Source organism: Sphingobium sp. SG1 (genome assembly GCF_057063145.1).
The window spans coordinates 12,847-32,643 of record NZ_JBVVOJ010000024.1 but is presented as its reverse complement, the minus strand read 5'-3'; the positions used below and the strand labels follow the sequence as shown (position 1 = coordinate 32,643).

The 19,797-nt window shown below is 60.0% G+C and carries 20 protein-coding genes and 3 pseudogenes; 7 read left to right on the top strand and 16 right to left on the bottom strand.

Features of this window, described 5'->3' with window-relative positions; all coding sequences use genetic code 11:
* The first annotated feature begins 123 nt into the window (after positions 1–123).
* Both AC0KVN_RS25190 and AC0KVN_RS25185 read left to right on the top strand, forming a co-directional pair.
* A pseudogene (locus tag AC0KVN_RS25190) lies at positions 124–564 on the top strand (pyridoxamine 5'-phosphate oxidase family protein).
* Positions 564–761 carry a hypothetical protein gene (locus AC0KVN_RS25185; protein ID WP_483656493.1) on the top strand — a complete coding sequence of 66 codons (198 nt, stop codon included), beginning with the start codon at positions 564–566 and terminating at the stop codon, positions 759–761. The pseudogene AC0KVN_RS25190 and the gene AC0KVN_RS25185 overlap by 1 nt, the downstream one beginning before the upstream one ends.
* A 49-nt stretch (positions 762–810) precedes the next feature.
* Here the strand turns inward: AC0KVN_RS25185 and AC0KVN_RS25180 are convergent, their stop codons facing one another.
* On the bottom strand, positions 811–2,616 hold the full coding sequence (locus tag AC0KVN_RS25180) for a glycoside hydrolase family 15 protein (RefSeq protein ID WP_483656498.1): 1,806 nt from the start codon (positions 2,614–2,616) through the stop codon (positions 811–813).
* A 202-nt stretch (positions 2,617–2,818) separates the two neighbouring features.
* Here AC0KVN_RS25180 and AC0KVN_RS25175 point away from each other — a divergent pair, with 202 nt between their 5' ends.
* The gene (locus AC0KVN_RS25175) at positions 2,819–3,712 is read left to right on the top strand and encodes an SDR family oxidoreductase (protein ID WP_483656492.1); all 894 of its coding nucleotides are present in this window, start codon (positions 2,819–2,821) and stop codon (positions 3,710–3,712) included.
* 105 nt (positions 3,713–3,817) lie between these two features.
* Here AC0KVN_RS25175 and AC0KVN_RS25170 read toward each other — a convergent pair whose 3' ends face one another.
* Positions 3,818–4,252, bottom strand: a complete 435-nt coding sequence (locus AC0KVN_RS25170) for a DUF3597 domain-containing protein (RefSeq protein ID WP_483656491.1) — start codon at positions 4,250–4,252, stop codon at positions 3,818–3,820.
* Positions 4,253–4,376: 124 nt separating this feature from the next.
* Between AC0KVN_RS25170 and AC0KVN_RS25165 the strand changes: the two genes are divergently transcribed.
* Complete coding sequence (locus AC0KVN_RS25165; protein ID WP_483656490.1) at positions 4,377–4,949, top strand: DUF4142 domain-containing protein; 573 nt, start codon at positions 4,377–4,379, stop codon at positions 4,947–4,949.
* 245 nt (positions 4,950–5,194) lie between these two features.
* On the opposite strand, the pseudogene AC0KVN_RS25160 reads toward AC0KVN_RS25165, so the two are convergent.
* From AC0KVN_RS25160 to AC0KVN_RS25135, 6 genes and pseudogenes are all read right to left on the bottom strand, one after another.
* A pseudogene (locus tag AC0KVN_RS25160) lies at positions 5,195–5,489 on the bottom strand (plasmid stabilization protein).
* A gap of 11 nt (positions 5,490–5,500) precedes the next feature.
* Positions 5,501–6,595, bottom strand: coding sequence for a catalase family protein (locus AC0KVN_RS25155; RefSeq protein ID WP_483656489.1), 1,095 nt, complete (start codon positions 6,593–6,595; stop codon positions 5,501–5,503).
* Between the two features lie 28 nt (positions 6,596–6,623).
* Entirely contained in the window at positions 6,624–6,806 is a 183-nt protein-coding gene (locus tag AC0KVN_RS25150) for a hypothetical protein (RefSeq protein WP_483656488.1), read from the bottom strand.
* A gap of 9 nt (positions 6,807–6,815) precedes the next feature.
* Complete coding sequence (locus AC0KVN_RS25145) at positions 6,816–7,598, bottom strand: SDR family NAD(P)-dependent oxidoreductase (protein ID WP_483656487.1); 783 nt, start codon at positions 7,596–7,598, stop codon at positions 6,816–6,818.
* Between the two features lie 11 nt (positions 7,599–7,609).
* Entirely contained in the window at positions 7,610–8,800 is a 1,191-nt protein-coding gene (locus AC0KVN_RS25140) for a zinc-dependent alcohol dehydrogenase (RefSeq protein ID WP_375188883.1), read from the bottom strand.
* On the bottom strand, positions 8,800–9,375 hold the full coding sequence (locus AC0KVN_RS25135; RefSeq protein ID WP_483656486.1) for an SRPBCC family protein: 576 nt from the start codon (positions 9,373–9,375) through the stop codon (positions 8,800–8,802). The genes AC0KVN_RS25140 and AC0KVN_RS25135 overlap by 1 nt, the downstream gene beginning before the upstream one ends.
* 151 nt (positions 9,376–9,526) lie before the next feature.
* On the opposite strand from AC0KVN_RS25135, the gene AC0KVN_RS25130 reads away from it, so the two are divergent.
* The 3 genes and pseudogenes from AC0KVN_RS25130 to AC0KVN_RS25120 all read left to right on the top strand — a co-directional run bounded on the left by AC0KVN_RS25130 (position 9,527) and on the right by AC0KVN_RS25120 (position 11,892).
* Entirely contained in the window at positions 9,527–10,456 is a 930-nt protein-coding gene (locus tag AC0KVN_RS25130; protein ID WP_483656485.1) for an alpha/beta hydrolase, read from the top strand.
* Between the two features lie 153 nt (positions 10,457–10,609).
* Positions 10,610–11,266, top strand: coding sequence for a DUF6766 family protein (locus AC0KVN_RS25125; RefSeq protein ID WP_483656484.1), 657 nt, complete (start codon positions 10,610–10,612; stop codon positions 11,264–11,266).
* Between the two features lie 113 nt (positions 11,267–11,379).
* Positions 11,380–11,892: pseudogene (locus AC0KVN_RS25120) on the top strand (hemerythrin domain-containing protein).
* Between the two features lie 306 nt (positions 11,893–12,198).
* On the opposite strand, the gene AC0KVN_RS25115 reads toward AC0KVN_RS25120, so the two are convergent.
* From AC0KVN_RS25115 to AC0KVN_RS25080, 8 genes are all read right to left on the bottom strand, one after another.
* Positions 12,199–12,990 carry a PRC-barrel domain-containing protein gene (locus AC0KVN_RS25115; RefSeq protein ID WP_483656483.1) on the bottom strand — a complete coding sequence of 264 codons (792 nt, stop codon included), beginning with the start codon at positions 12,988–12,990 and terminating at the stop codon, positions 12,199–12,201.
* Between the two features lie 445 nt (positions 12,991–13,435).
* The gene (locus tag AC0KVN_RS25110) at positions 13,436–14,341 is read right to left on the bottom strand and encodes a glycosyltransferase family 2 protein (RefSeq protein ID WP_483656482.1); all 906 of its coding nucleotides are present in this window, start codon (positions 14,339–14,341) and stop codon (positions 13,436–13,438) included.
* Complete coding sequence (locus tag AC0KVN_RS25105; RefSeq protein ID WP_483656481.1) at positions 14,341–14,922, bottom strand: class I SAM-dependent DNA methyltransferase; 582 nt, start codon at positions 14,920–14,922, stop codon at positions 14,341–14,343. The genes AC0KVN_RS25110 and AC0KVN_RS25105 overlap by 1 nt, the downstream gene beginning before the upstream one ends.
* The gene (locus AC0KVN_RS25100) at positions 14,919–15,584 is read right to left on the bottom strand and encodes a PIG-L deacetylase family protein (protein ID WP_483656480.1); all 666 of its coding nucleotides are present in this window, start codon (positions 15,582–15,584) and stop codon (positions 14,919–14,921) included. The genes AC0KVN_RS25105 and AC0KVN_RS25100 overlap by 4 nt, the downstream gene beginning before the upstream one ends.
* Entirely contained in the window at positions 15,581–16,687 is a 1,107-nt protein-coding gene (locus tag AC0KVN_RS25095) for an acyl-CoA dehydrogenase family protein (RefSeq protein ID WP_483656479.1), read from the bottom strand. The genes AC0KVN_RS25100 and AC0KVN_RS25095 overlap by 4 nt, the downstream gene beginning before the upstream one ends.
* Positions 16,684–17,733: a glycosyltransferase gene (locus tag AC0KVN_RS25090; protein ID WP_483656478.1), complete on the bottom strand. Its 1,050-nt coding sequence runs from the start codon at positions 17,731–17,733 to the stop codon at positions 16,684–16,686. Before AC0KVN_RS25090 ends, AC0KVN_RS25095 begins: the two co-directional genes overlap by 4 nt.
* Positions 17,730–18,650: a glycosyltransferase family 2 protein gene (locus AC0KVN_RS25085; RefSeq protein ID WP_483656477.1), complete on the bottom strand. Its 921-nt coding sequence runs from the start codon at positions 18,648–18,650 to the stop codon at positions 17,730–17,732. The genes AC0KVN_RS25090 and AC0KVN_RS25085 overlap by 4 nt, the downstream gene beginning before the upstream one ends.
* Entirely contained in the window at positions 18,647–19,753 is a 1,107-nt protein-coding gene (locus AC0KVN_RS25080; protein WP_483656476.1) for a glycosyltransferase family 4 protein, read from the bottom strand. The genes AC0KVN_RS25085 and AC0KVN_RS25080 overlap by 4 nt, the downstream gene beginning before the upstream one ends.
* Positions 19,754–19,797: the final 44 nt, after the last annotated feature.

Sequence of the window (19,797 nt, the reverse complement as noted above, 5' to 3'; positions counted from 1 at the left end):
AGGCGAGGAAGCTCGCACAAGGCTGATCCCGTCCAAGCGGATGCGTACTTGTAGCGCCGCTTCGCTGGGTGGCCCGTTATTCCTGTTCATGCGTTGATGCCGAAACAACAGGAGCAGACGGTCATGTCCATGTCGCTTGAAGATCTGTCGCGCAAGATGAACGAGATCGATTTCGCGATGCTTGCCACCCATATGGGTGGAGGCGCGATCGAATCGCGTCCGATGAGCAACAACCGCGCGGTCGATTAAAACGGTAGCGCCTGGTTTTTCACGGAAGAGACCACGCTCATGGTGTCGGATATCGAGGCCGATCCCGCAGTAAATCTAAGCTATCAGGGTAAATCGGGCTTATTGGGGCAACGCCCCTTCTTTCTGGCGGTGGAAGGGAAAGCCATGCTCATCCGCGACAAGGACCAGTTTGCGGATTGGACGAAAGGCCTGGAACGGTGGTGGCCGCAGGGCACGCAGACGCCTGGCCTAGTGCTGATCCAGGTGATCGGCGAGCGCGCGCATTATTGGGATGGTGAAGAGGAAGGCGAGCTATTGCTGGAGGTCGCTTACTGATGGCATCGGATGAGAAGCCCTCGCCGCGCCGGCTCGGAAAGCCCGGCACATTCATTTGCGGCGTCATCATCGCCCTGTTCATCATCATATTCGTCGCGAAAAATGTCTGGCATGGCGAGGAACTGGAGCAGGATCAGATCACCGGTAACAACGTCGCGACCGAGCATAGCGGCCCATCCTATAACCAGCATCCTTGAGCCGCACAGGTTGCAGCGGAGCCTGGAAGCTGGCCATGTTCGAAGGAGCCTAGCTTCTGCCAGCCTGCAGCGACATGAGAGCCTGAATGATCGCGAGATGGGTCAGTCCTTGCGGCATGTTGCCCAGATAGCGCCCGGACACGGGATCTATCATTTCAGGATATACGCCAGCTGTGGGTGCCAGCCCCTCAATCGCCTCGGCAAATGCCCTGGACGCCGCTTCAGGCTGATCAAGCAGAATTTTGGCCTCGACCATCCAGAAGGTGCAGGCGAGGAAGCAACCTTCTTCCTTGTCGGCTCCGGAATAGCGATAATGATAGGGTCCACAGCCGAGCTCCCGATCGATCGCCTCGACCGTTCGACGCAGTCGATCCCGTCCATCGAACCCAAAGCGCACAGCCAGGGCGAGGGACGCATCGAGGCGATCCGAGCCGGGATAGAAACTGTAGGCGCCCAGGCTCTCGGACCAGCAATGCTCCGTTATCCAGGCCTCGATCCTGTCTCGTTCGCGTGACCAGCGATCGCGGCAGGTCGTCGGCAATTGTCCTGCGTCGGCCAACTCGACGGCGCGAGCCAGGGCCTGCCAGCAACTGATTTTCGACATGGTATAATGCTGCTCCTGCGCAAGCTCCCAGATGCCGCTATCCTGCTGGCGCCAGATGTCTGCACATTGATCGGCAAGATGGGCCAATATCTCTGCGCTGCGCGCGTCCAGGATATTCCCATGGTTTACGAAGCATGCCGCGGTCTCGAAGATATCGCCATAAATTCCATGCTGCCGCTGATCCGTGGCGCGATTTCCCGCAACAACCGGCTCTGAACGGCGATAGCCAGGCAGATCGACTGTCCGGACGTCTGAAGCTGCGCCGCCCCAGATCGAATAGCAGACGCGCGGCCCCACTTCCTCGATTTGCTTGAGCAGCCAGGTCAGGGCAGCCTTAGCCTCCGCCTGGGCACCAACGCGCAGGAAGGCGTTGATGGTATAGCCTGCGTCGCGGACCCAGGCGAAGCGATAGTCGTAATTTTTCGCCCCGCCAATCCGTTCGGGGAGAGAAGTGGTCGCCGCCGCTGCGATCGCTCCACTGGGCGAAAAGAGCAGGAGTTTGAGGGCCAAGGCACTTCTGACCAATGCCTCCCGATAAGGTCCGTCACATTGGACCGTCTGCGCCCATGTGCGCCATTCGTCATCCGAGCCGTCGATCCGGGCGTCTATTTCGTCAAGCGAAGGTGCCACCAGCGGCTCGTCTTCGCCTGCCACCATTGCGAGCAGTTCCGTCTGGCCTGCCTCGATCATCAGACTTGCAGTCGCGCCACTATCGCCCAGATGCTCGATGATCACGCCCGATCCCCGCAGAAAAATACCCAGCACGCTGCCGACGTGGAAAATATCATGGCCTCCGACATTCTGCATATAGGGGGAGGCGGTCCCGGCCCGATGCCCGAGCATCAAAGCGATGTCGAAATGTACCGAGCCTTCCAGCCCCTCGATACGCCGCGCCAATTCGCACCAGGGCAAGCGTCCCGCAGAACCGCTGTTGAGCGATTCGACCATTCGCGCCTTGCCGCCAGCGGTCGTGAATATCGTCTCGAGGACATTACTCTGGGGACGATAAGCCCGCTCGACCTCGAACGCTTCACTGGGCGTGATGGAGAAATAGCCGCCCTCCTGCGGATCAAGCAACCTATCGAACAGGGGCGGAGAATCGAGATTGGGGACACACCACCAGTCGAGCGACCCATCGCTACCGCTCAAAGCCACCGTCCGGCCATCGCCCAGGGCCGCATAATGTTCGAGATGAAGATAGTTTTCCGCGTCGCGCTGGGGGCGAGCCTTGTCGAGCCGAGTCCTGTTGATGACGACATTCCCTTGAACTGATTTCAGGCGAGAACGCACGAGAGGCGGCCTGTTTTCCTGATCCAGATCAGAGCTTTGAATAAGATTGCCATCCTGCTGAGCCCGGTGTGGAACTGGATGGCTCTGCGGCTCGTAGTTTGCCGTGTCGCCTAGAACGGCAAACTGGACTGTCGTCCATCATCCCCATCAGCAAGGAGTGAACATGGCAGAGCGTCTCACCATGCAGGACCCGCGCGCGCAATATCCCAAGCCCCCATTTCCCGAGCAGCCGCAGCCAGTTCCCGGCATCGCCGCGGACATGGATCCCAAGCCCGATCATGGTGAGGAAAGCTATGCCGGCTCGGGCAAACTCGAGGGCCGCAAGGCGCTGGTCACCGGCGGCGACAGCGGCATCGGCAGAGCCGCCGCTATCGCCTATGCGCGCGAGGGCGCCGATGTCGCCATCTCCTATCTTCCAAGCGAAGAGCAGGACGCAAAGGCGGTTATCGCCCTAATCGAGGCAGAAGGTCGCAAGGCGGTGGGACTGCCCGGCGACATCACGGACGAGAATTGGTGCCGCAAGCTCGTCGATGAGGCGGTGAATGGCCTTGGCGGGCTCGACATTCTTGTCATCAACGCTGGCCGCCAGCAATTTCGCGATGACGTGGAGGCCGTGAGCTCGGAAGATTTCGACCGCACGCTCAAGACCAATCTCTACGCCATGCACTGGATCACACAGGCCGCTGTGCCGCACCTTCCCGCCGGTGCGTCGGTGATCACCACCGCCTCCGTCCAGGCCTATGAGCCCTCGGCCATATTGCTCGATTATGCCACGACCAAGGCAGGCATCGTCGCTTACACCAAGGCTCTGGCCAAGCAGCTGATCGAAAAGGGCATCCGGGCAAATGTGGTTGCCCCCGGTCCATTCTGGACGGTGCTGCAATCCAGTGGCGGTCAACCGCAGGACAAAGTCACTAAGTTCGGTGAGCAGAGCCAGTTCGGCCGTCCCGGTCAGCCGGTCGAGATCGCGCCCGTCTATGTGCTGCTGGCCTCGCAGGAGGGCAGCTATATCACCGGTGAAGTCTATGGCGTGACCGGCGGCGCAGGGATCGCTTGACGCGAGGATGGCCCCGCGTCACCGCGGGGCCACCGTCCTGACAGATATGGTTCTGACAGGTTAACGCCGGGCCGTCACCTCAAGAAGGAGCGGCACGGCCAGGCCTTAGTCGCGCAGGCTGTCGGGAACCACGCCGCCATTTTCAGCGAGTTTCGCCATCACTGCCCTGTGCAGCGCGATATTCTTCTCTGCGCTGCCGTCAGCGCCCTCATGGACAGCCAGTTCTTCGGCCAGTTGCTTGCGCGCCGCAAGACTTGAATCGAGATCGAGGAGCTTCAGCAGATCGACGATCGAACTTTGGTAATTGCCACCGCCACCCCTAGCGTCGGCCATGGCCGAAAGGACCATGCCGACATCGACCTGCGGCAGGGACGCTGCCTCAGGTGACGCGGTGGCCGTGGCGGGCGACGCCGGGGGCGTAATGGCTGGCGGGGTCGGGCTGGCGGTCTGAACATTCGTGGCGGGTGCGGGGGCGCCACTGCTCGGCCTCTGATCGTCATGACCGAAAATCTTGTCTCTGATCTTGCTGAAGATGCCCATTGCCTGTCCTCCATGTGATGGCTCGATCATCACCAAACGGCGGGTGGCAAAGAAGGCTCCCGTGGGAACGAGCTTGGACGCGGCGGGTTGAAGTTCCAAGAGATGATGATCCGGGAGACGATCGATGAAGATGCAGTTCGCGACGGTGGCGATATCATTGGCAACGCTGGCACTTGGCGGATGCGGCAAGAAGGTCGATACGACGTCCAACAACGCCGCGGCGGTGCCGACGAACAGCGTGAACGCCATCGAACCGGCGCCGGTTGCGGACAGCGCAGGCCAGGCGTTCGCCAATGCGGCAGCGGCGAGCGATACATTCGAAATCGAAAGCTCCAGATTGGCGCAGTCCAACAGTCAGTCGACGTCCGTCAAGAAATTCGCGGAAACGATGATCAAGGCGCATGCCGATTCTACGGCAAAGCTTGGCCAGGCCGCGAGCGCCGCCTCCCCGGCCATTGTGCCCAAGCCGCTCCTGACTGCCGAGCAGCAACAGTCACTCGACGCGCTCAAGGGCAAGAAAGGTGCTGACTTCGATGCCGCCTATGTCGAAGCGCAGTCCAAGGGACATCAGGAGACGCTCGACACGCTCAGAGCCTATTCGGCCAATGGTGACGTCCCCTCGTTGAAGGAATTTGCGACCAAGCTTATTCCCATCGTGACAGCCCACCTCAACATGGCGAAGGGCCTCAAGTCCTGAACGTACGTCTCTTTTTTCAGAATTTCTGCGTGTACGGACGGGTCGCCATGCCCCGCCTCCCTGCCTCTTCGATCTTGCATAAGGCAGATCGACGGGGCTTTTGACCCTGCCAGCATTTCCAAAATGGCGATCGCTTCGAGCGTATCGGCTGTCCGTGGGGTCACCAACCTCAGATCGCCAGGCAGTTGAGATTCAAATCGGACGAGCTGGTGGAGTCTGGTTATGATTGCGCATGGAGCAGGAATTCAGGCGATCCCGTTACGTCGCCGCGTTTCCCAACCTTTTTCGCGGCAGCGGATCGGTCGGAAGCGCTCTGGCTGGAACCGCCTTTGCGCCCGCCCTTGCGCGAACTGTCGTGATGTTCGGCCTTGCCGCGCCCGGAACCCAGTGGTTTCCGCAGCCCGATTCCTTGTTGACCCTCGCCTAAGCGCGGCGCTCGGCCTCCCTGTGAGAAACGCTGCGATCCTCATAGCCCTCTTCGATATGGGCGGCCTTGCGTTTCTGCTTGTCGCTATAGCTCGACTTGTCGCCCTTGGGCATCGCATCTCTCCTTATTCGGCATCGGGCAGTTGCGCATTCGACGGCTCATGGAACGGGCAGCCGTTCAGCCGCCTGCGCAGTTCGGACGACGCGGCATAGGCCACCTTGCGCGCTCGCATCACCGCACCGAGCGGACGATGCGCCTCGATCCCATGCCAAGGGCTGAACGCTGTCTCATCGTCGAGCACCCGCGCCCTGTCCCAGGTCCAGCTTGCCTGTGGCGCAATGCTGATGACCGCGACCGCGACATAGGGATTGTTCTCTTCAGGCCAGGCGATCGACGCATCTTCGATCGGATTGGCAGCAAGATCACGGGCAAGCTGTACGCGTATTTCCCATTCGCCGCCTTGCGTCGCCAGCAGGCTGGCAATCTCTTCGCGCAGCGCATCGTCACGACCGGCGATGTCAATTTCCTGGCCTTCGAGCGCCTTGAAATTCTCTGAGCGCGGGACGACGCCGAGTTTGGCGATATAGTTGCCGTAACGGATCGGCGCCTGGGTGAAGAAACTCTCACCAAGGGGATGCGTGTGGCGGTGGCCGCCAAGCTGTTCGAGCAAGGCGCTCTCCCCGCCCAGGACTTCGACGCCCTTCTGGGCTGTCCGAAAGACAGCAGATACTGCCTTCTTGAGCCCCTCGACCTTGTCGGTAGTCTTGGAAAGCAGCTTCAGGTTCGCGAGGAATTTCTTTGGCCCCGGGGCCGGAAAGGCAACGCCATTGGCGAACAGGAAGTCCTGCGTACTGTCGCCTTCACTCCCTGCAAGCCGTTCGCCTTCGACACCGACGAGCTTGATGGCAAAGCCACGGATCAATGAGACGGTGTCAGGCAATATGTCGCCAGCACCGGTGGATATCCGTACCAGGGCATCATAGCTGTTCGGCTCGGCAAAAACGCCTTGCGCATGATGAGGCGGTAACCCTTCAAGCACGCGAACGCGCGCCTGAAGGAGGGCGTGACTCTTGGCATGGACGCCGCGAAACCCATGGCCCAGATCGCGATATGTGGTTTCGATGATCTGTCGGAATGTGTCCGCCAGTTCGGCATTTACGTCCGCCTCATCCTGATCAATCCGTTCGACGTCGGGCGTATAAGGGATCGGGCTATTCATCCGGCCTCTGGCGTTCGTTTGAAACATCTCAATCCGGGCGCGCGCTGTCGCGATCCCCGGCCGGATAGTCCTCGGGTTTTACCGTGCCGACATTGGGCCGGTCCTCCACCTTTTCGGAGGGTTTCCCCTTGGGCCGATCATCGTCAGCCTCATGGTCTGGACGAGCATCGCCGAGCGGCCCTCGCGCTACCTTGCGGGTATCTTTGGACATCTCAGCCTCCTATTGCGCACTGCCCGGCTCAGCCATCTTGCGATGCTGCTCAGCCAAAAACGATTGTGGAACTATACCCGCTGCTGCGACCTGCAGCTTGTTCGAGAAGCCCGAAACGATATGGCCCTTTCCGGCCAGGAGCGCGTTCCAGCCATCCTTTGCAACCTTGGCCGGATCGGCCTTCTTATCGTTGGCACCCACTGAAGTGTCGGCGCCCAGGCCAGCGCGGTCGAAAAATTGCGTGTCGGTCACGCCGGGCATCAGCGTCGTCAGCGTGACGCCCTTATGATCCTTCAATTCATTGCGCAGCGCTTCGGTGAAATTGTCGATGAAAGCCTTGGTGCCGTTGTAAACCGCGTTGAAGCTGCCAGGAATGAAACCGGCGATCGAGCCGGTAACCAAGATCTTTCCTGAGTCCCGCACCACCATCGGACCGAGCACCTTCTGCATGAGGTAGATGGTGCCAGTGATATTGGTGTCGATGACATGGCGCCAATCGGACAGTTGCTGGTCGAGAAACGCATGTCCCAGGCCATGCCCGGCATTGGCGCACAGCAAGTCGACCTGTCGCCCGCCGGCGCGATCGAGCAACTGATCGACGCCTTGGACCGTGGAGAGATCGACCTCCAGCCTATCCACCGCAACGCCAAAACTTGCAAGTCCGGCCGAGGCATCGGCGAAGGGCGTGTCGGCTACGACGAGGAGATCATAGCCATCTGCGGCCGCCAGCTTTGCCAATTCAGCGCCAATCCCGCTGGACGCGCCGGTGATGATTGCGAATTTATCAGCCATGTCTTTTCTCCTCACGCCGCGACGCGATCGAGGCCAGGCTTCAGCACGATTTTGGTCACCTCATTCTGCTGGTCGTGGAACATCTTGTAGCCCTTGGGAGCATCCTCCAGCCCCATCCGATGCGAGATGAGGAAGGTCGTATCGATCTTCCCTTCGACGATCGCATTCAGAAGTGCGGGCATATAATGCTGGACGCTGGTCTGGCCGGTCTTGAGCGTCAGCCCCTTCTCCATGAAAGCGCCCAGCGGGAATTTATCGACAAAGCCACCATAGACGGCCGGCATGGAGACGCGTCCGCCCTTGCGGCAGGCATGAATGGCCTGTCGGATCGAATGGGTTCTGTCGGTGCCAAGGAACATCGACGCCTTGATCTGATCGACCACATTATCGAGGAAGAAGCCATGCGCTTCGAGGCCGACGGCGTCGATGACCGCATCAGGACCGATGCCGCCGGTCATCTCCATCAACGCCTCATATGTCTTCGATTCCTCATAGTTGATGGTTTCCGCGCCGAAGCGCTTCGCCAGCTCCAGGCGATGAGGAAAATGGTCGATCGCGATCACCCGCTGCGCGCCCATCAGGAAAGCGGACTGAACCGCAAACAGGCCGACCGGTCCGCAGCCCCAGACCGCGACGGTGTCGCCCGGCTCGATGTCGGCATATTCGGCCGCTTGCCAGCCGGTTGGGAGAATATCGGAGAGGAACAGGACCTGGTCATCTTCCAGCCCATCGGGAACGACGATCGGACCAACGTCGGAAAATGGCACACGGACATATTCGGCCTGCCCCCCGGCATAGCCGCCGGTCAGATGGCTGTAGCCGAAAAGTCCGGACATTGGCTGGCCATACATTTCCTGCCCGATATCCTGATTGTCGGCAGGATTGCCGTTATCGCAGGCGGAATATTGGTGCTTGCCGCAATGGTAGCAGCTCCCGCAGGCGATCGTGAAAGGCACCACGACCCGCTGGCCCTTCTTCAACGTCGATTTTGCACCGGTCTCGACCACCTCGCCCATGAACTCATGGCCAAGGATGTCGCCCGCTTTCATGGTCGGGATGTAGCCATCATAAAGGTGCAGGTCCGAACCACATATGGCGGTCGAACTGATCTTGATGATGGCGTCGCGCGGATTGAGGATTTCAGGATCGTCGACGGTGTCGACGCGGACATCATGTTTGCCGTGCCAGGTGAGCGCGCGCATCAGTTCTTCTCCTCGGCAAATTGCTGGGCGGTGCGGGCGGCAGTGGCGACCTCACCGGTTTCCATAAGCTGCTTGAAACGCCGCAGATCGCGCCGCGCCTGGATGGCCGGTTCACGCTGGAACATCTTGGCGACGATCTTGCCGATGAACCCGGCGGGCGGATCATAGGTGATGGTGGCCGTGACGATGGTGCCGCGTTCGCCTGCGTCGCGAAATTCGATCCGGCCGCTATTGGGGACGTCAGCGCCTTCGACAGAAGTCCAGGCGATCAGTTCACCGTCTATCTCTTCTGTGATCACGGCATCCCATTCGACGGTCTTTCCCGCCGGCGCCTTCACCACCCAGTGGGAGCGATCAGCGGCCAGAATGTCCACGCGCTCCACATTATCCATGAAGCTGGGCAGCTGGCTGAAGTCGCGCCAATAGGCAAAAAGTTCGGTGCGAGGGCGGTTGATGGTCACGGACTTGCCGATGAGGCTTTCATGGCCCGCCCCCTCAACGGCGGTTGCGGCCTCTTTCTTCTGCTCGCTCGACTTTGCAGTGGCCGCAGGGGCATCGTCTGTCGCATGGCTCATGGGCATAGCTCCTTGGACATGGGAAAATAGGCTGCGCCAGCATATGTGGGCGCATCAAAGGCGATCCTCGGTCTCGCTCCCCCCCTCAACGCGACGGTCTCGACAATAGCCCCATGACCGGCAGCATAAATCTTATTGATAGAGATCAGTTTTGGCACCGCGCTATGCGCTGGGCCGCGCCACAAATGGCCCCGCAAGCCTTTTCTGGTGTAAATATCCTGCCTTGGGCTGCTGGAACGGACAGTGGGGTGAGCCGTTCGCTCGGCCATCCCCACCAGTCGAGGAGTGTTCCATGAAGACCGTAATATTCGTCCATGGCATGTTTCAAAATCCTGTCAGTTGGCAGAAATGGACCAGTTATTTTAGCGAGAAGGGCTATGATTGCGTGGCCCCGGCCTGGCCGCTTCATGCGGGAAACCCAGTCGATCTGCGTAAGAGCCCGCCTGAAGGCCTGGGCGATCTCCACCTTCATGAGGTGATCGAAGCGATCGAGGCCCAAGTGCGGCGTTACGACCTGCCGATCATGATCGGTCATTCGGTCGGTGGGCTCATCACCCAGATCCTGCTCAGTCGCGGATTGCTGTCGAGCGGCGTTGCGATCAATTCGGTCGCGCCTAACGCGATGATCGATCTTGACTGGGGCTTCATCAAGAACAGCGCGATCATCGCAAACCCCCTGAAGGGCAATGCGCCTGTGCTTATGGATGAAAAAACCTTCCATGGCGCCTTCGCCAACACGCTCAGCGAAGCCGAGGCTGCAGCCGAGTTCGAGGCAACGGCTACGCATGACAGCCGCAATGTGCTGCGCGATTGCATGGGTGAGGATGGCAGGATCGATCTCGATGCACCCCACGCACCACTTCTTCTGATTGGTGGTGAAGAGGATCAGATCATCCCTGCGCACCTCACCGAGAAGAATTTCAAGGCGTACACGGATGCCGCGAGCCTGACCGAGTTTCTGCCCTTCGCCGGTCGCAGCCACTATATTTGCAATGAACCGGGCTGGCAGGATGTCGCGGAAGCCGCCTACCAGTTTATCGAGCGCAACAGCGCCGCAACCAGCGTCGGCGCAATCATCTGATAGCCCCTGCCGGTTCGCAGGCAAGGCGCCGCGGGCCGGCGCAGACTTGTCCATTCAACTCCGGACTGCTGCCCACGGAGTATCACGTGGCATTCTTTACCGACGGATCGAAAGCCAGGAAGCCGTCACCCACAGGATCATGAGGATTGGAAGATGGTCATGGTGCGGAACAACGGACTGACGCTCGTCCTGCTATTGTTGTTTGGAGCGAGCATTATCGGACAATGGATCGCGGGCTGGCATGTTCAGGTCGAAGATGCGCACCGCCATGGCGAACAGGCGCTTTCGCTCAGCGCCTACAGCTTCAGCCCCGAATTTCTCTCCAGTGTCTTTGAAAATTGGGAGAGCGAGTTCCTTCAGATGTCAGCCTATGTGGTGCTGACAGCTTTCCTCATCCAGCGCGGTTCGGCAGAATCCAAGGATCCGGACGGCCCGCCGCGAGACGCAGACCTCGATCTCCAGGCGAGCAAGCCCGGTGCACCGAAAATCCTGCGATGGGGGCCAATCTGGCGCGCTCTCTATGCGCAATCGCTCGGCCTGGCTCTGGCCGCCCTTTTCGTCATCTCTTTTGTCATCCACTGGAGCCAAAGCGCCAGGGTGGCAGCGCAGGATGCAATAGCACATGGAGAACAGCCGCTGACAACGATAGCCTATCTCGGCGATCCTCAGCTTTGGTTTGAATCCTTCCAAAACTGGCAAAGCGAATTTCTCTCGACTGCAGTTCTGGTGCTTCTATCCATTTTCCTGCGCCAACGGGAATCGCCGGAATCCAAGGCTGTAGCAGCCCCCCATAGTCAGACGGGCGACTAAGCAGATGTGGATGGCTCCATACTCCCGGTCTCCTTCCTTTTTGCGGGTTCTTAGCGAGGAACCCTGGTTGGTGCCGACAGCTTCATTGGCCATGACCCCGTAGGAGAATCAGGATGGCCGAGGCGCAATTCACCGATGCGATCGCCTTGTTGAAGGGCGACTATCGCAAGGTCGAGGATCTGTTCGAGAAGTTCGAGGGTGCCAAATCCGCAGACCGCAAGTAGGCGCTGGCGCACGAGATTTGCGTCGAGCTCAAAATCCACACGCTCATCGAGGAGGAAATCTTTCATCCCGCCTTCCGAGAGTTGATCGAGGACGACACGCTCGACGAAGCCTGTGTCGCGCAATGATGGCGCCAAGGCGCTGATCAACGACATAGAAGCCGGGTCGCCCCACGACGCTTTCTACGACGCAAAGGTCAAGGTGCCTTCGGAATAAGGCAAACATTATGTCCATGAGGAGGAAATGCCGTCGGAGGGCATGTTCGCTCAGTGTCGGAAGACGGATGTCGATCTTGTGGCACTCCGCGACGCGATGGCCGTACGCAACACGGAATTGCTTGCGCAAGCAAAGGCAGACGGGCGCCCGGTGCAAAGCCGACAACTGTGAACCTGCTCGCAGCCTGATCAGCCGATAAAACGCAATGGGCCGGCGTCTGAAAATGGCGGCGGCTCATGTCTTGCAACCGCTATCCGACGCGATCCTTCACAGGAGCGGTCAGCCTCTCCGTGTAGCAAGACTCCGCCGCAAGAGCGCCGGCGACATTTCCCCCATATACTTGCAGATGGCGCTGGCGTGTTCCAGGCCGTTCCCGGGAATTGGGGCAAGGATATGTTACGGCAGCAATGCCCCCTTCCGCCATGTCGAGGCCGCGATCTGCGCTGACATTCCGGCACAGATACGGGCGGTTTCGTGAAGGTCGTGAAGAAACCTCAACTGCTCCGCCTCTCGTCAAACTCCGCCGGTGCCGCGGGCCATTCTCCCTCGGGAAGCGGTGCCAAACGATCGAACCACGCGCGTGAGCGCAGCAGCGTCAGCCGAGCACTGGCAAAGTTCATGTCCGCCCAATCCACAGCGCGAAGCTCTTCATCCACGCCCGCCCAACCGCCAGACGCAACCACGACGTAACTTACCCTTCCGCTCTCGCAGGACACGAGGGCTTCGACTGCATGTCCGATTGCCTCGCCTTCAGCATCAACGACCGGCATGCCAGCGACGCTCGTCGCGGTGAAAAGCGTTGGATAGAGGGACCGCTGGCTTGCCAGGGTGGCGGACTTACCGCCATCTTCATAGGCGCGCTGCTTGCCAAGCCAGCGCCAGACGCCAATGAGATTGACCAGAGTTAGAAATCCGTTGGTGGCAAGCAGATTCGTCTGTCCCGAAGAGAAACCGACTATCGACCAGGTGATCGATCCCAAAGTGAAGACCCCGAAACCCCAGCCCGTGACGCGTGCGCCCAGATTGGCTGCGGTCATCATGGCCGCAATCATGGTGGCGGCAGGGGCAATCCAACCGGCAAGATCTTCCAACTCTGGTAGCTCCATGATCAATAGGTGAGAAGCGACCAACGCGAGGCGGTCTAGCTGGTGCCGGATCGAAGGCAGATTTCTGAGATTTCTCTTTGCATATACGGCGGCAGCGGTTTTGCCCGAGCAAGGGCCGTACCAGGCCCACGAGATTAAGCTCCGCTGGTGGAAGGGGCATTTGGCGATGGTCGCGATCAAAAACGCTCCGAACAATTCATAACGCGGCGCCCAACGCCAGGCGACTGGGACCAGCAGATAGAGCCTGGGGGGAGTGGCTGGCTCGCATGGCTGCCAGTCGGGCGATTGTAGCGGATAATCTGAACATACGAAAATCTCCTATCCTGCAACAGCAGCCGTTCACTCGCGACAATTTGTTTATGCTGCACCGCACAATATGGAGGAGTTCGGCCAGCACGCAAGGCGTGACGCCCTGATCTTCATGATATCGAGAGCAATATATTTGTCGGCATATTCATAGAGGCGCGTCGTGCGAGCTAAGTTACGAAACACGTGAGATAGGAGCGAGCGGTTGCCCGGCGCGGTCCGCGATTCCGCGCGCCAGGCCATGACGATACGCAATCAGTCTCGCAAGGCAGGAAGATGGCTTCGGCGCCATTCCACCCAAACGCAGGGCAACCGCCAGTCACTTGGGCCAAATGTCAGCCGTCTGTTCGGCGTGGTGATACTTACGGCTTTGTTCTGATGTCCAGTCTGCCGGTTCAACCTTTGAGCCCATCATCTCGGCTCGTGTCGGTGCGCGAAGCTGGACAAGCTTATCTCCTTGGCGCTGCACGATGCCCAGACGCTCAAACGCTTCAAGCCAGCCCTCCATCGGCCAATGCTTCCAGCGCGCATGGAAGCGCCGTGCATTTCGTACAATATCATCGAGATGCTGCAGCGGTGGATCATGACTGTCATGATATTGGTGACAGGCTATGGCCTCACCGACAAATAGCAGCTTCAGACCAGCTGCCACTGCTCTGAACCCGAAATCCGTGTCTTCAGCGCCGTAGCCGATGAACCCTTCATCGAACCCGCCCAGCGCCTGGAACGTCGAGCGCCGCAGCGCGAAGGCGAGCGACCAGAACAGTCCGGCATTAGCCTCTTCTCTTAAGCCTTTGTCCGGAAATAAGCGCACCGGATGCGCGCGACCGCGCTTTAGCAAGTCTGTCTCGTTCCAGCAGTCGCGGGCATCATCTGGGCCAAGATAACGGATATCCGCACATAGAAGGGCATCATATTCGCTTAGGGTATCAGCCAGGATCCCAATGCACTGTCGCATGGGGATGCAATCGACATCCAGAAACACGAGCCTGTCATGACTGGCCAGCGAAGCTGCTCGATTTCGCGCCGCTGCCAGCGGGAGGCCGTTGGCTTCGAATTGATCGATATGCACGCGAAACTGAGCCGGTGGCAATGTGACCGGTTCATCGCTCATATCGACGACGATCAGTTCATCGGGTTGGCGATCACTCCGCTGCAAGCCGGCTACAAGCTGCGCCAGATGCAGGCTACGGTTGCGAACGATGGTGAGGACGGAAACGCCCATTAGCAGCGCTTCCACAGGTCTAGTCGATATGTGTCGTGCCGTTCGGCCAGCTCCACTTCGAAATTCGAACCGAGTTCGGTCCAAAGAGCCTCGACCGCCTCGTCGCCACTATGAGGGTAATCAGTCTCTCCGGTATAATGGACAAGGATTATACGGCCGCCGGCAGCAACCTGATCGTGCAACCATTCAGCTGCCCGATCGAGATCTACAAGGTCCCAATAATAAGCGACCTCAGACAAAATGACGAGGTCGTAGCCTTCGCCATCCGGTGTATCGTGCGGAAAGGCCATCTGCGCGAGCGTGACGCCAGGACGGTCGCCCACCCGCTCTCGCGCCTTTGTGAGCGCCTTGGTGCTGATATCGATTGCCAGCAGGCTATCGCACATTGGCGCCAAATGGCTGGTCAGAACACCATGGGCACAGCCGATCTCAAGCGCACGGGCATATCGGCGGTCCGCCAGGACATCATGGGTATGGGCGAATTTGGCGGCTTCATATTTGCTGGATGCCAGATCCCACGGATCATCATTTGAGGCGAATATGTCATCGAAATATTCCGCCTTGAGGCTGGTGACGGTCATTGTCGATACCTTCTCAATGTCAGTATGTCCCGTGCGGGCATGCGCAGCTTCTCGCGCGGGAGCCTGAAGCCATCGCCCATCATCGGCGACATCTGGCTGCGATGCGCCAAAAGCGCCTGTCGCCTGCGTCCAACAGCCATGGCAGGCGTCGCAATCCGTCGGGCAAAGGTCGGCGGATCGCTCCACACATGATAGGCGAACAATGTGACTGGCCGCTTTGCCCGGCGCGTCGCCGCCTTCGCAAGTCGATAGGCGGCGACATGGTCGCAATGCGTTTCGCTGTAGTCGGACACTGCAATCGCATCGATCCGGCGCCAGCGGATGAACGCTGCCAGTCTATCGGCATCTCGGCTGAAAATCTGGCTATCGACAAGATGGGGTTGGGCATCGCGCCACCCCATCCAGATCGCCGGGGCGGCGGCAGCATTTAATCTGCCAATGGCGTGCCTGGCTTCCTTGCGCCGGGTGATCGCAACGCGCGGCGTACCTTCGGGATGCGATCCCGCCCCGTCGGTCAGGTAGACGATAGCGCCTAATCGACCTCTGGCGGCGCAATCCGCTATCAGCGCGCCGGCCCCCAGCGTCTCATCGTCAGGATGGGGTGCCAATATGAGCCAGCGCGCCTGCGACCAGCGGCTGCGCGAAAGAAGCTCAGTGTTCACCACAAGCGTTCGCCCTCAACCCAGATATCGTGGTCGAGAAGCGCCTTGGCGGCCTCATCGCGGGCATGATCTGGACCTGCCTGCCGCAGATAGAGAGATAGGTCGCGGACGATCTTGTCAGCACGTTGCCCGTCTAGGGCACTTTGTGTCCCGAGGATCCGCGCGGCGGCCTCCATTACGATGAACCCGGCGTCCTCGACGACACCACGTGTCATCCGAGCCACGGCGACGGCATCGTCATGACCAGATGCGAAACGCTGTGCAGCTTCCGCCACCCAGAAGCCAGCGGTTCGGACAGCAACGGTGGCATCGGCGAACCGCGCGCGCTGAACAGGATCTTCGCGCGCCGCGTCGCGCATGGAGCGACGAATTTCTGTGACGAGCGCTTCAATTCCACCAAGCTGCGCGGCGCAAAAGCGCCATGCCCCGGCGGTAAAACGGGGATCCTGATCATAGTCACCTGGCTTGCCCAGCAGCATGTCAGGTTCGACCGTTACGTCGTCCAGCACATAGCGTCCGCTCACGCTCGCGCGCATGCCTCGTACACGCCATCCTGACAGGTCCGCGCGGACTTTCTCGTTAGCGCGAACAATGACGAGCCGACGGTGCTCGCCTTCACTCGCGGCCGTTACAAGCGCATAATCGAGCCCCCCAGCCCCGCTGGCAAATATCTTCTCGCCAAGTAGTGAGGGAGCAGTCTCTCGCGTCAATCGGACGCCGGGAGATGGCTCGGTCGCCCAAACTCCGAACCATGCTCCGCGATCGAGGGCATTTGCCAGCCAGCGGAACTGATCGGGCACCCCATACCATTCGAACAGGGACAAAGCGTTGACATGGCCTTCGTAGAGCCGAGCAATGCTGAGATCGCCGCGCCCCACTTCGCGCAAGGCCTGCGCCATCGCACGGCAGCGCGCTGCCTCGTCTTCGAAGGGGAGGCCCCCGCATATTTGGGGGGCAAACCAGCGATGGTGCCCGCTTTCGATCAGGGCCGACATGCTCTCGCTGGGGAAGTTGGGTGCCGCATCATAGCGCGCGCCCAATATTGCCAGCCGATCGACAATATCGATCGTTCCGGTGTCCTGACCTTGGATATCAGGGATCACGTAGCACTGCTCCTGTCTGCCGGCGATGCGCCGGCAAGGTCATTCAACCAGCGGGCGACGGGTTCGGCTCCACCTGTGTCCATCAGGCAGTCAGGCCAACATCTGGCGCGCTCGATCGCCTGATTGATCATTCCCGGCCAGTCGCCTGCCGGCGGCCATTCAAAGCATGCGATCGCGCCACCTACAGCCGAAAGCTTTTCCGCCTTCGATACCTGTTCGTCAAAGGGGCGTGGTTCGGGCACGCAGATGAAAGGACGACGCGCCCTCAATACCGCGCTGACCACGCCGTCTCCCGCACCCCCGATAACGACCGCTGAAGCTGCGATCTGCGCATCGGCATCTTCGACCCATCCCCGTAATTCCAGATTGTCCGGAAAGAATGCAGGCGCCGTGCAGGGGCCAATGATGCGAAACTTGCGCTCGGGTGTCGCACGGGCAATTTCGGCCCATCTATTCCCTTCAGAAATGCCGCCCCCGCGCCCAAGGACAATCAATACGTCGCCATCGCGTTCAATTGCCTCGCTGCGCGCTGATCGGACAATGCCAGGAGCATAGAAGGTCTTTTTGCGAATCCAGCCGGGGATTTCATCATCGTCCAGAGCTTCATGGAAGGGGGCAAGCAGAGCAGTTGCCCCGCGGAAGGCTTCAAGATGTGCAGCATCAAGTCTTCTGCCGTTCAAACGGACATAAACAGTGGGCACGGATGCGAGACGGGCTAGCATTGCCACCTCGGCCGAAACGTCTACCACCATCAGGCGCGGCCGCGCCTGCGCGATCCAGGCTGCCATCAATGCAATGCGCTGCCGGATTCCCTCATGATCCAGCGGAGCATAATGGAGCGACAAAGGCCGTTGGGAGCCGTCGACACCCCAGAACTCATCATCGAGGCGGTCATCGGGCAGATCAAGACAGGGAAGGCCTTCAGTGCGGGCCATCAGCCCCGTCCCCAGCAGCGTGACGCTCCCCAGCGACCGACAAAGTGCGATCGCGCGTTGACGGTGACCGTCGCCATGATGATGGACGTAATAGCCGATCGGGCGGCTCATGAGATAGCGGCCGGTCCTGGAAGCGGCATGTCACAAGGCAATGCAGGCAGGGTGCGTTCCGCCTCTACAAATGCCGCTGCGCTCATTTCGCGCCTGGCCTGAAACCGCCATCGTGCGCGCGCCTCCCAATGCGACAAAGCGGGAACGAAAGGTGTGTCTCCTCTCTGTGCGCAGCCCAGCCATTGCCGCATATCAGCCGACATGCCGCCATCGGCGCGCCCCACGGTGCGGGATGATGCCCGTGTCCATACCGCATCGGGGTGAACCAGTTTGCCCCCCTCTTTGATAGCTGCTTCGACCAAGGCTCGGTCCTCGCCTGCGCGAAGGAGTGGGACGCCGCCTGCGCGGATGTAAAGATCTGCCGAGAGCGCAAGGCTCGCGCCCGTATGATCGCCATGCCGGGGTGGCATGTCCCAATCAACCGGATCGATCGCATCCTCGATTGCGCGCACCGTCCGCCAATAGGCATCGAAGCGACGACGCAGCGAAAATATTTCCGGTGCTTGGGCGACCTCCAACTCATCCAGTTCGATCCGGCCGCCAATGATCCGATCCAGGGCGAAATGCGCAAGGTTGGCGTCGACCCAGTCTACCGGAGGCCGGCAGTCAGCGTCGGTAGAAATCAGCATACCACGCGGGCCCACTAATTCGGCGCCGAGATCCATCGCGGCACGGCGAGCAGACCCGGCGTGCGCAAGGACGGGGTCGAACTCCCGCTGGATCATTTTGAGCGGGAAACGGGCGTTGAAGCGCTGCGCGGCGTCGAGAGCGACGGCGTATGTCGCATCTTTGCTGTTATTGACGCAGATTGCCACAGCGAAGGGCGCCCCTGTTCCCTGCCGGGCCAAGGCTTTGATCAGGCGGCCGATATGCTCTGCCTCGTTGCGGGCCGGAACACAGATACAGACCTGCGTCATGCGACATCCGCGACAGGCGGGAGCCCGATATCCGGCGCATTCGGGATCGCGATCGGCGCCATCGCAAGATGCCGATACAAAGCCTCATATTCGTCGACCATGCGCCGCGAGCAGCAATAATGCTCGGCATATGCCCTGCAGGCGCTGCGCTCGAGCAGCGAGGCGGCAAGTACGGCCGATGCGAGAGAGGAAACATTGTCCGGTTCGGCGAGAACGCCGCAATCGGGCGTCAGGAGCGCAGGCAAGCCACCACGCGAGAATGCGGCCACAGGGGTACCGCAGGCAAGCGCTTCAGCCACGACCAGACCGTAAGGTTCTTCCCAGCGCGGTGTGCAAAGGGCGGCGACGGCACCGCCTACAAGCTTGGACAACGCGATGTGAGAAAGATGTCCGACATATTCGACATCTCCTCCCAATCGGGGCGCGATGAGCTTATCGAAATAGCCCTGGTTCGAGATCGGTCCCGCGATTCGCAAGGGCAACCCCGCCAGACGCGAGGCGTCGATCGCATAGTCCAGTCCCTTTTCAGGAACAATCCGGCCATACCAAATGAGATAGGGCTTCTGGTTGGCGATGGGCTGATAGGGAAAATGCCTGAGGTCGATACCATTGGGAATGACGTGGTGGGCATGCGCAACATGGCGCCACATCGCGGCCGTCGCTTCGGAGACCGCCACATAGGTCATTGGTCCGCGATTGAGCCTGATCCCGCTCTCGAGCCAGCAGAAGGGCGGCGTATGGAGGGTGGTGACGATGGGGACCGACAATGTTTCGGACATGCTGACCGGCAGATAATGCAGGGAATTGTTGTGAATGAGGTCAAATGAGCGTGACCGCAACGCAGTCATCAGGTCCAGATAAGCATGGTGTTCACGAAAGAAGGCGACATCGTTCGCCTCGTCAATACCGGTCTCGAGAAGCGACGTTTCCTCGCAGATCGCTTCTAGCCCCAGACTTGGGTCGGATCGCGTCGAAGCGAAAAGGGTGACGTCATGGCCCCGTTCCCGAAGCGACCGGGCAAGGATATGCGTGTGCATTTCCAGACCGCCAGCGAATGGCTCGCCGATAGCATATTTCAGATGGGCTATGATGGCGATACGCACTCCACGCTCTCCCAGCGACGATGCGCGAGGATTGCGATCGGCAA

Coding starts and splice junctions, on each gene's coding strand:
- AC0KVN_RS25110 (WP_483656482.1), bottom strand. CDS start 14,341: ATGGGCGTTTCCGTCCTCACCATCGTTCGCAACCGTAGCCTGCATCTG.
- AC0KVN_RS25135 (WP_483656486.1), bottom strand. CDS start 9,375: ATGAGCCATGCGACAGACGATGCCCCTGCGGCCACTGCAAAGTCGAGC.
- AC0KVN_RS25155 (WP_483656489.1), bottom strand. CDS start 6,595: ATGAATAGCCCGATCCCTTATACGCCCGACGTCGAACGGATTGATCAG.
- AC0KVN_RS25185 (WP_483656493.1), top strand. CDS start 564: ATGGCATCGGATGAGAAGCCCTCGCCGCGCCGGCTCGGAAAGCCCGGC.
- AC0KVN_RS25125 (WP_483656484.1), top strand. CDS start 10,610: ATGGTCATGGTGCGGAACAACGGACTGACGCTCGTCCTGCTATTGTTG.
- AC0KVN_RS25090 (WP_483656478.1), bottom strand. CDS start 17,733: ATGAGCCGCCCGATCGGCTATTACGTCCATCATCATGGCGACGGTCAC.
- AC0KVN_RS25165 (WP_483656490.1), top strand. CDS start 4,377: ATGAAGATGCAGTTCGCGACGGTGGCGATATCATTGGCAACGCTGGCA.
- AC0KVN_RS25085 (WP_483656477.1), bottom strand. CDS start 18,650: ATGACGCAGGTCTGTATCTGTGTTCCGGCCCGCAACGAGGCAGAGCAT.
- AC0KVN_RS25105 (WP_483656481.1), bottom strand. CDS start 14,922: ATGACCGTCACCAGCCTCAAGGCGGAATATTTCGATGACATATTCGCC.
- AC0KVN_RS25150 (WP_483656488.1), bottom strand. CDS start 6,806: ATGTCCAAAGATACCCGCAAGGTAGCGCGAGGGCCGCTCGGCGATGCT.
- AC0KVN_RS25170 (WP_483656491.1), bottom strand. CDS start 4,252: ATGGGCATCTTCAGCAAGATCAGAGACAAGATTTTCGGTCATGACGAT.
- AC0KVN_RS25175 (WP_483656492.1), top strand. CDS start 2,819: ATGGCAGAGCGTCTCACCATGCAGGACCCGCGCGCGCAATATCCCAAG.
- AC0KVN_RS25140 (WP_375188883.1), bottom strand. CDS start 8,800: ATGCGCGCGCTCACCTGGCACGGCAAACATGATGTCCGCGTCGACACC.
- AC0KVN_RS25145 (WP_483656487.1), bottom strand. CDS start 7,598: ATGGCTGATAAATTCGCAATCATCACCGGCGCGTCCAGCGGGATTGGC.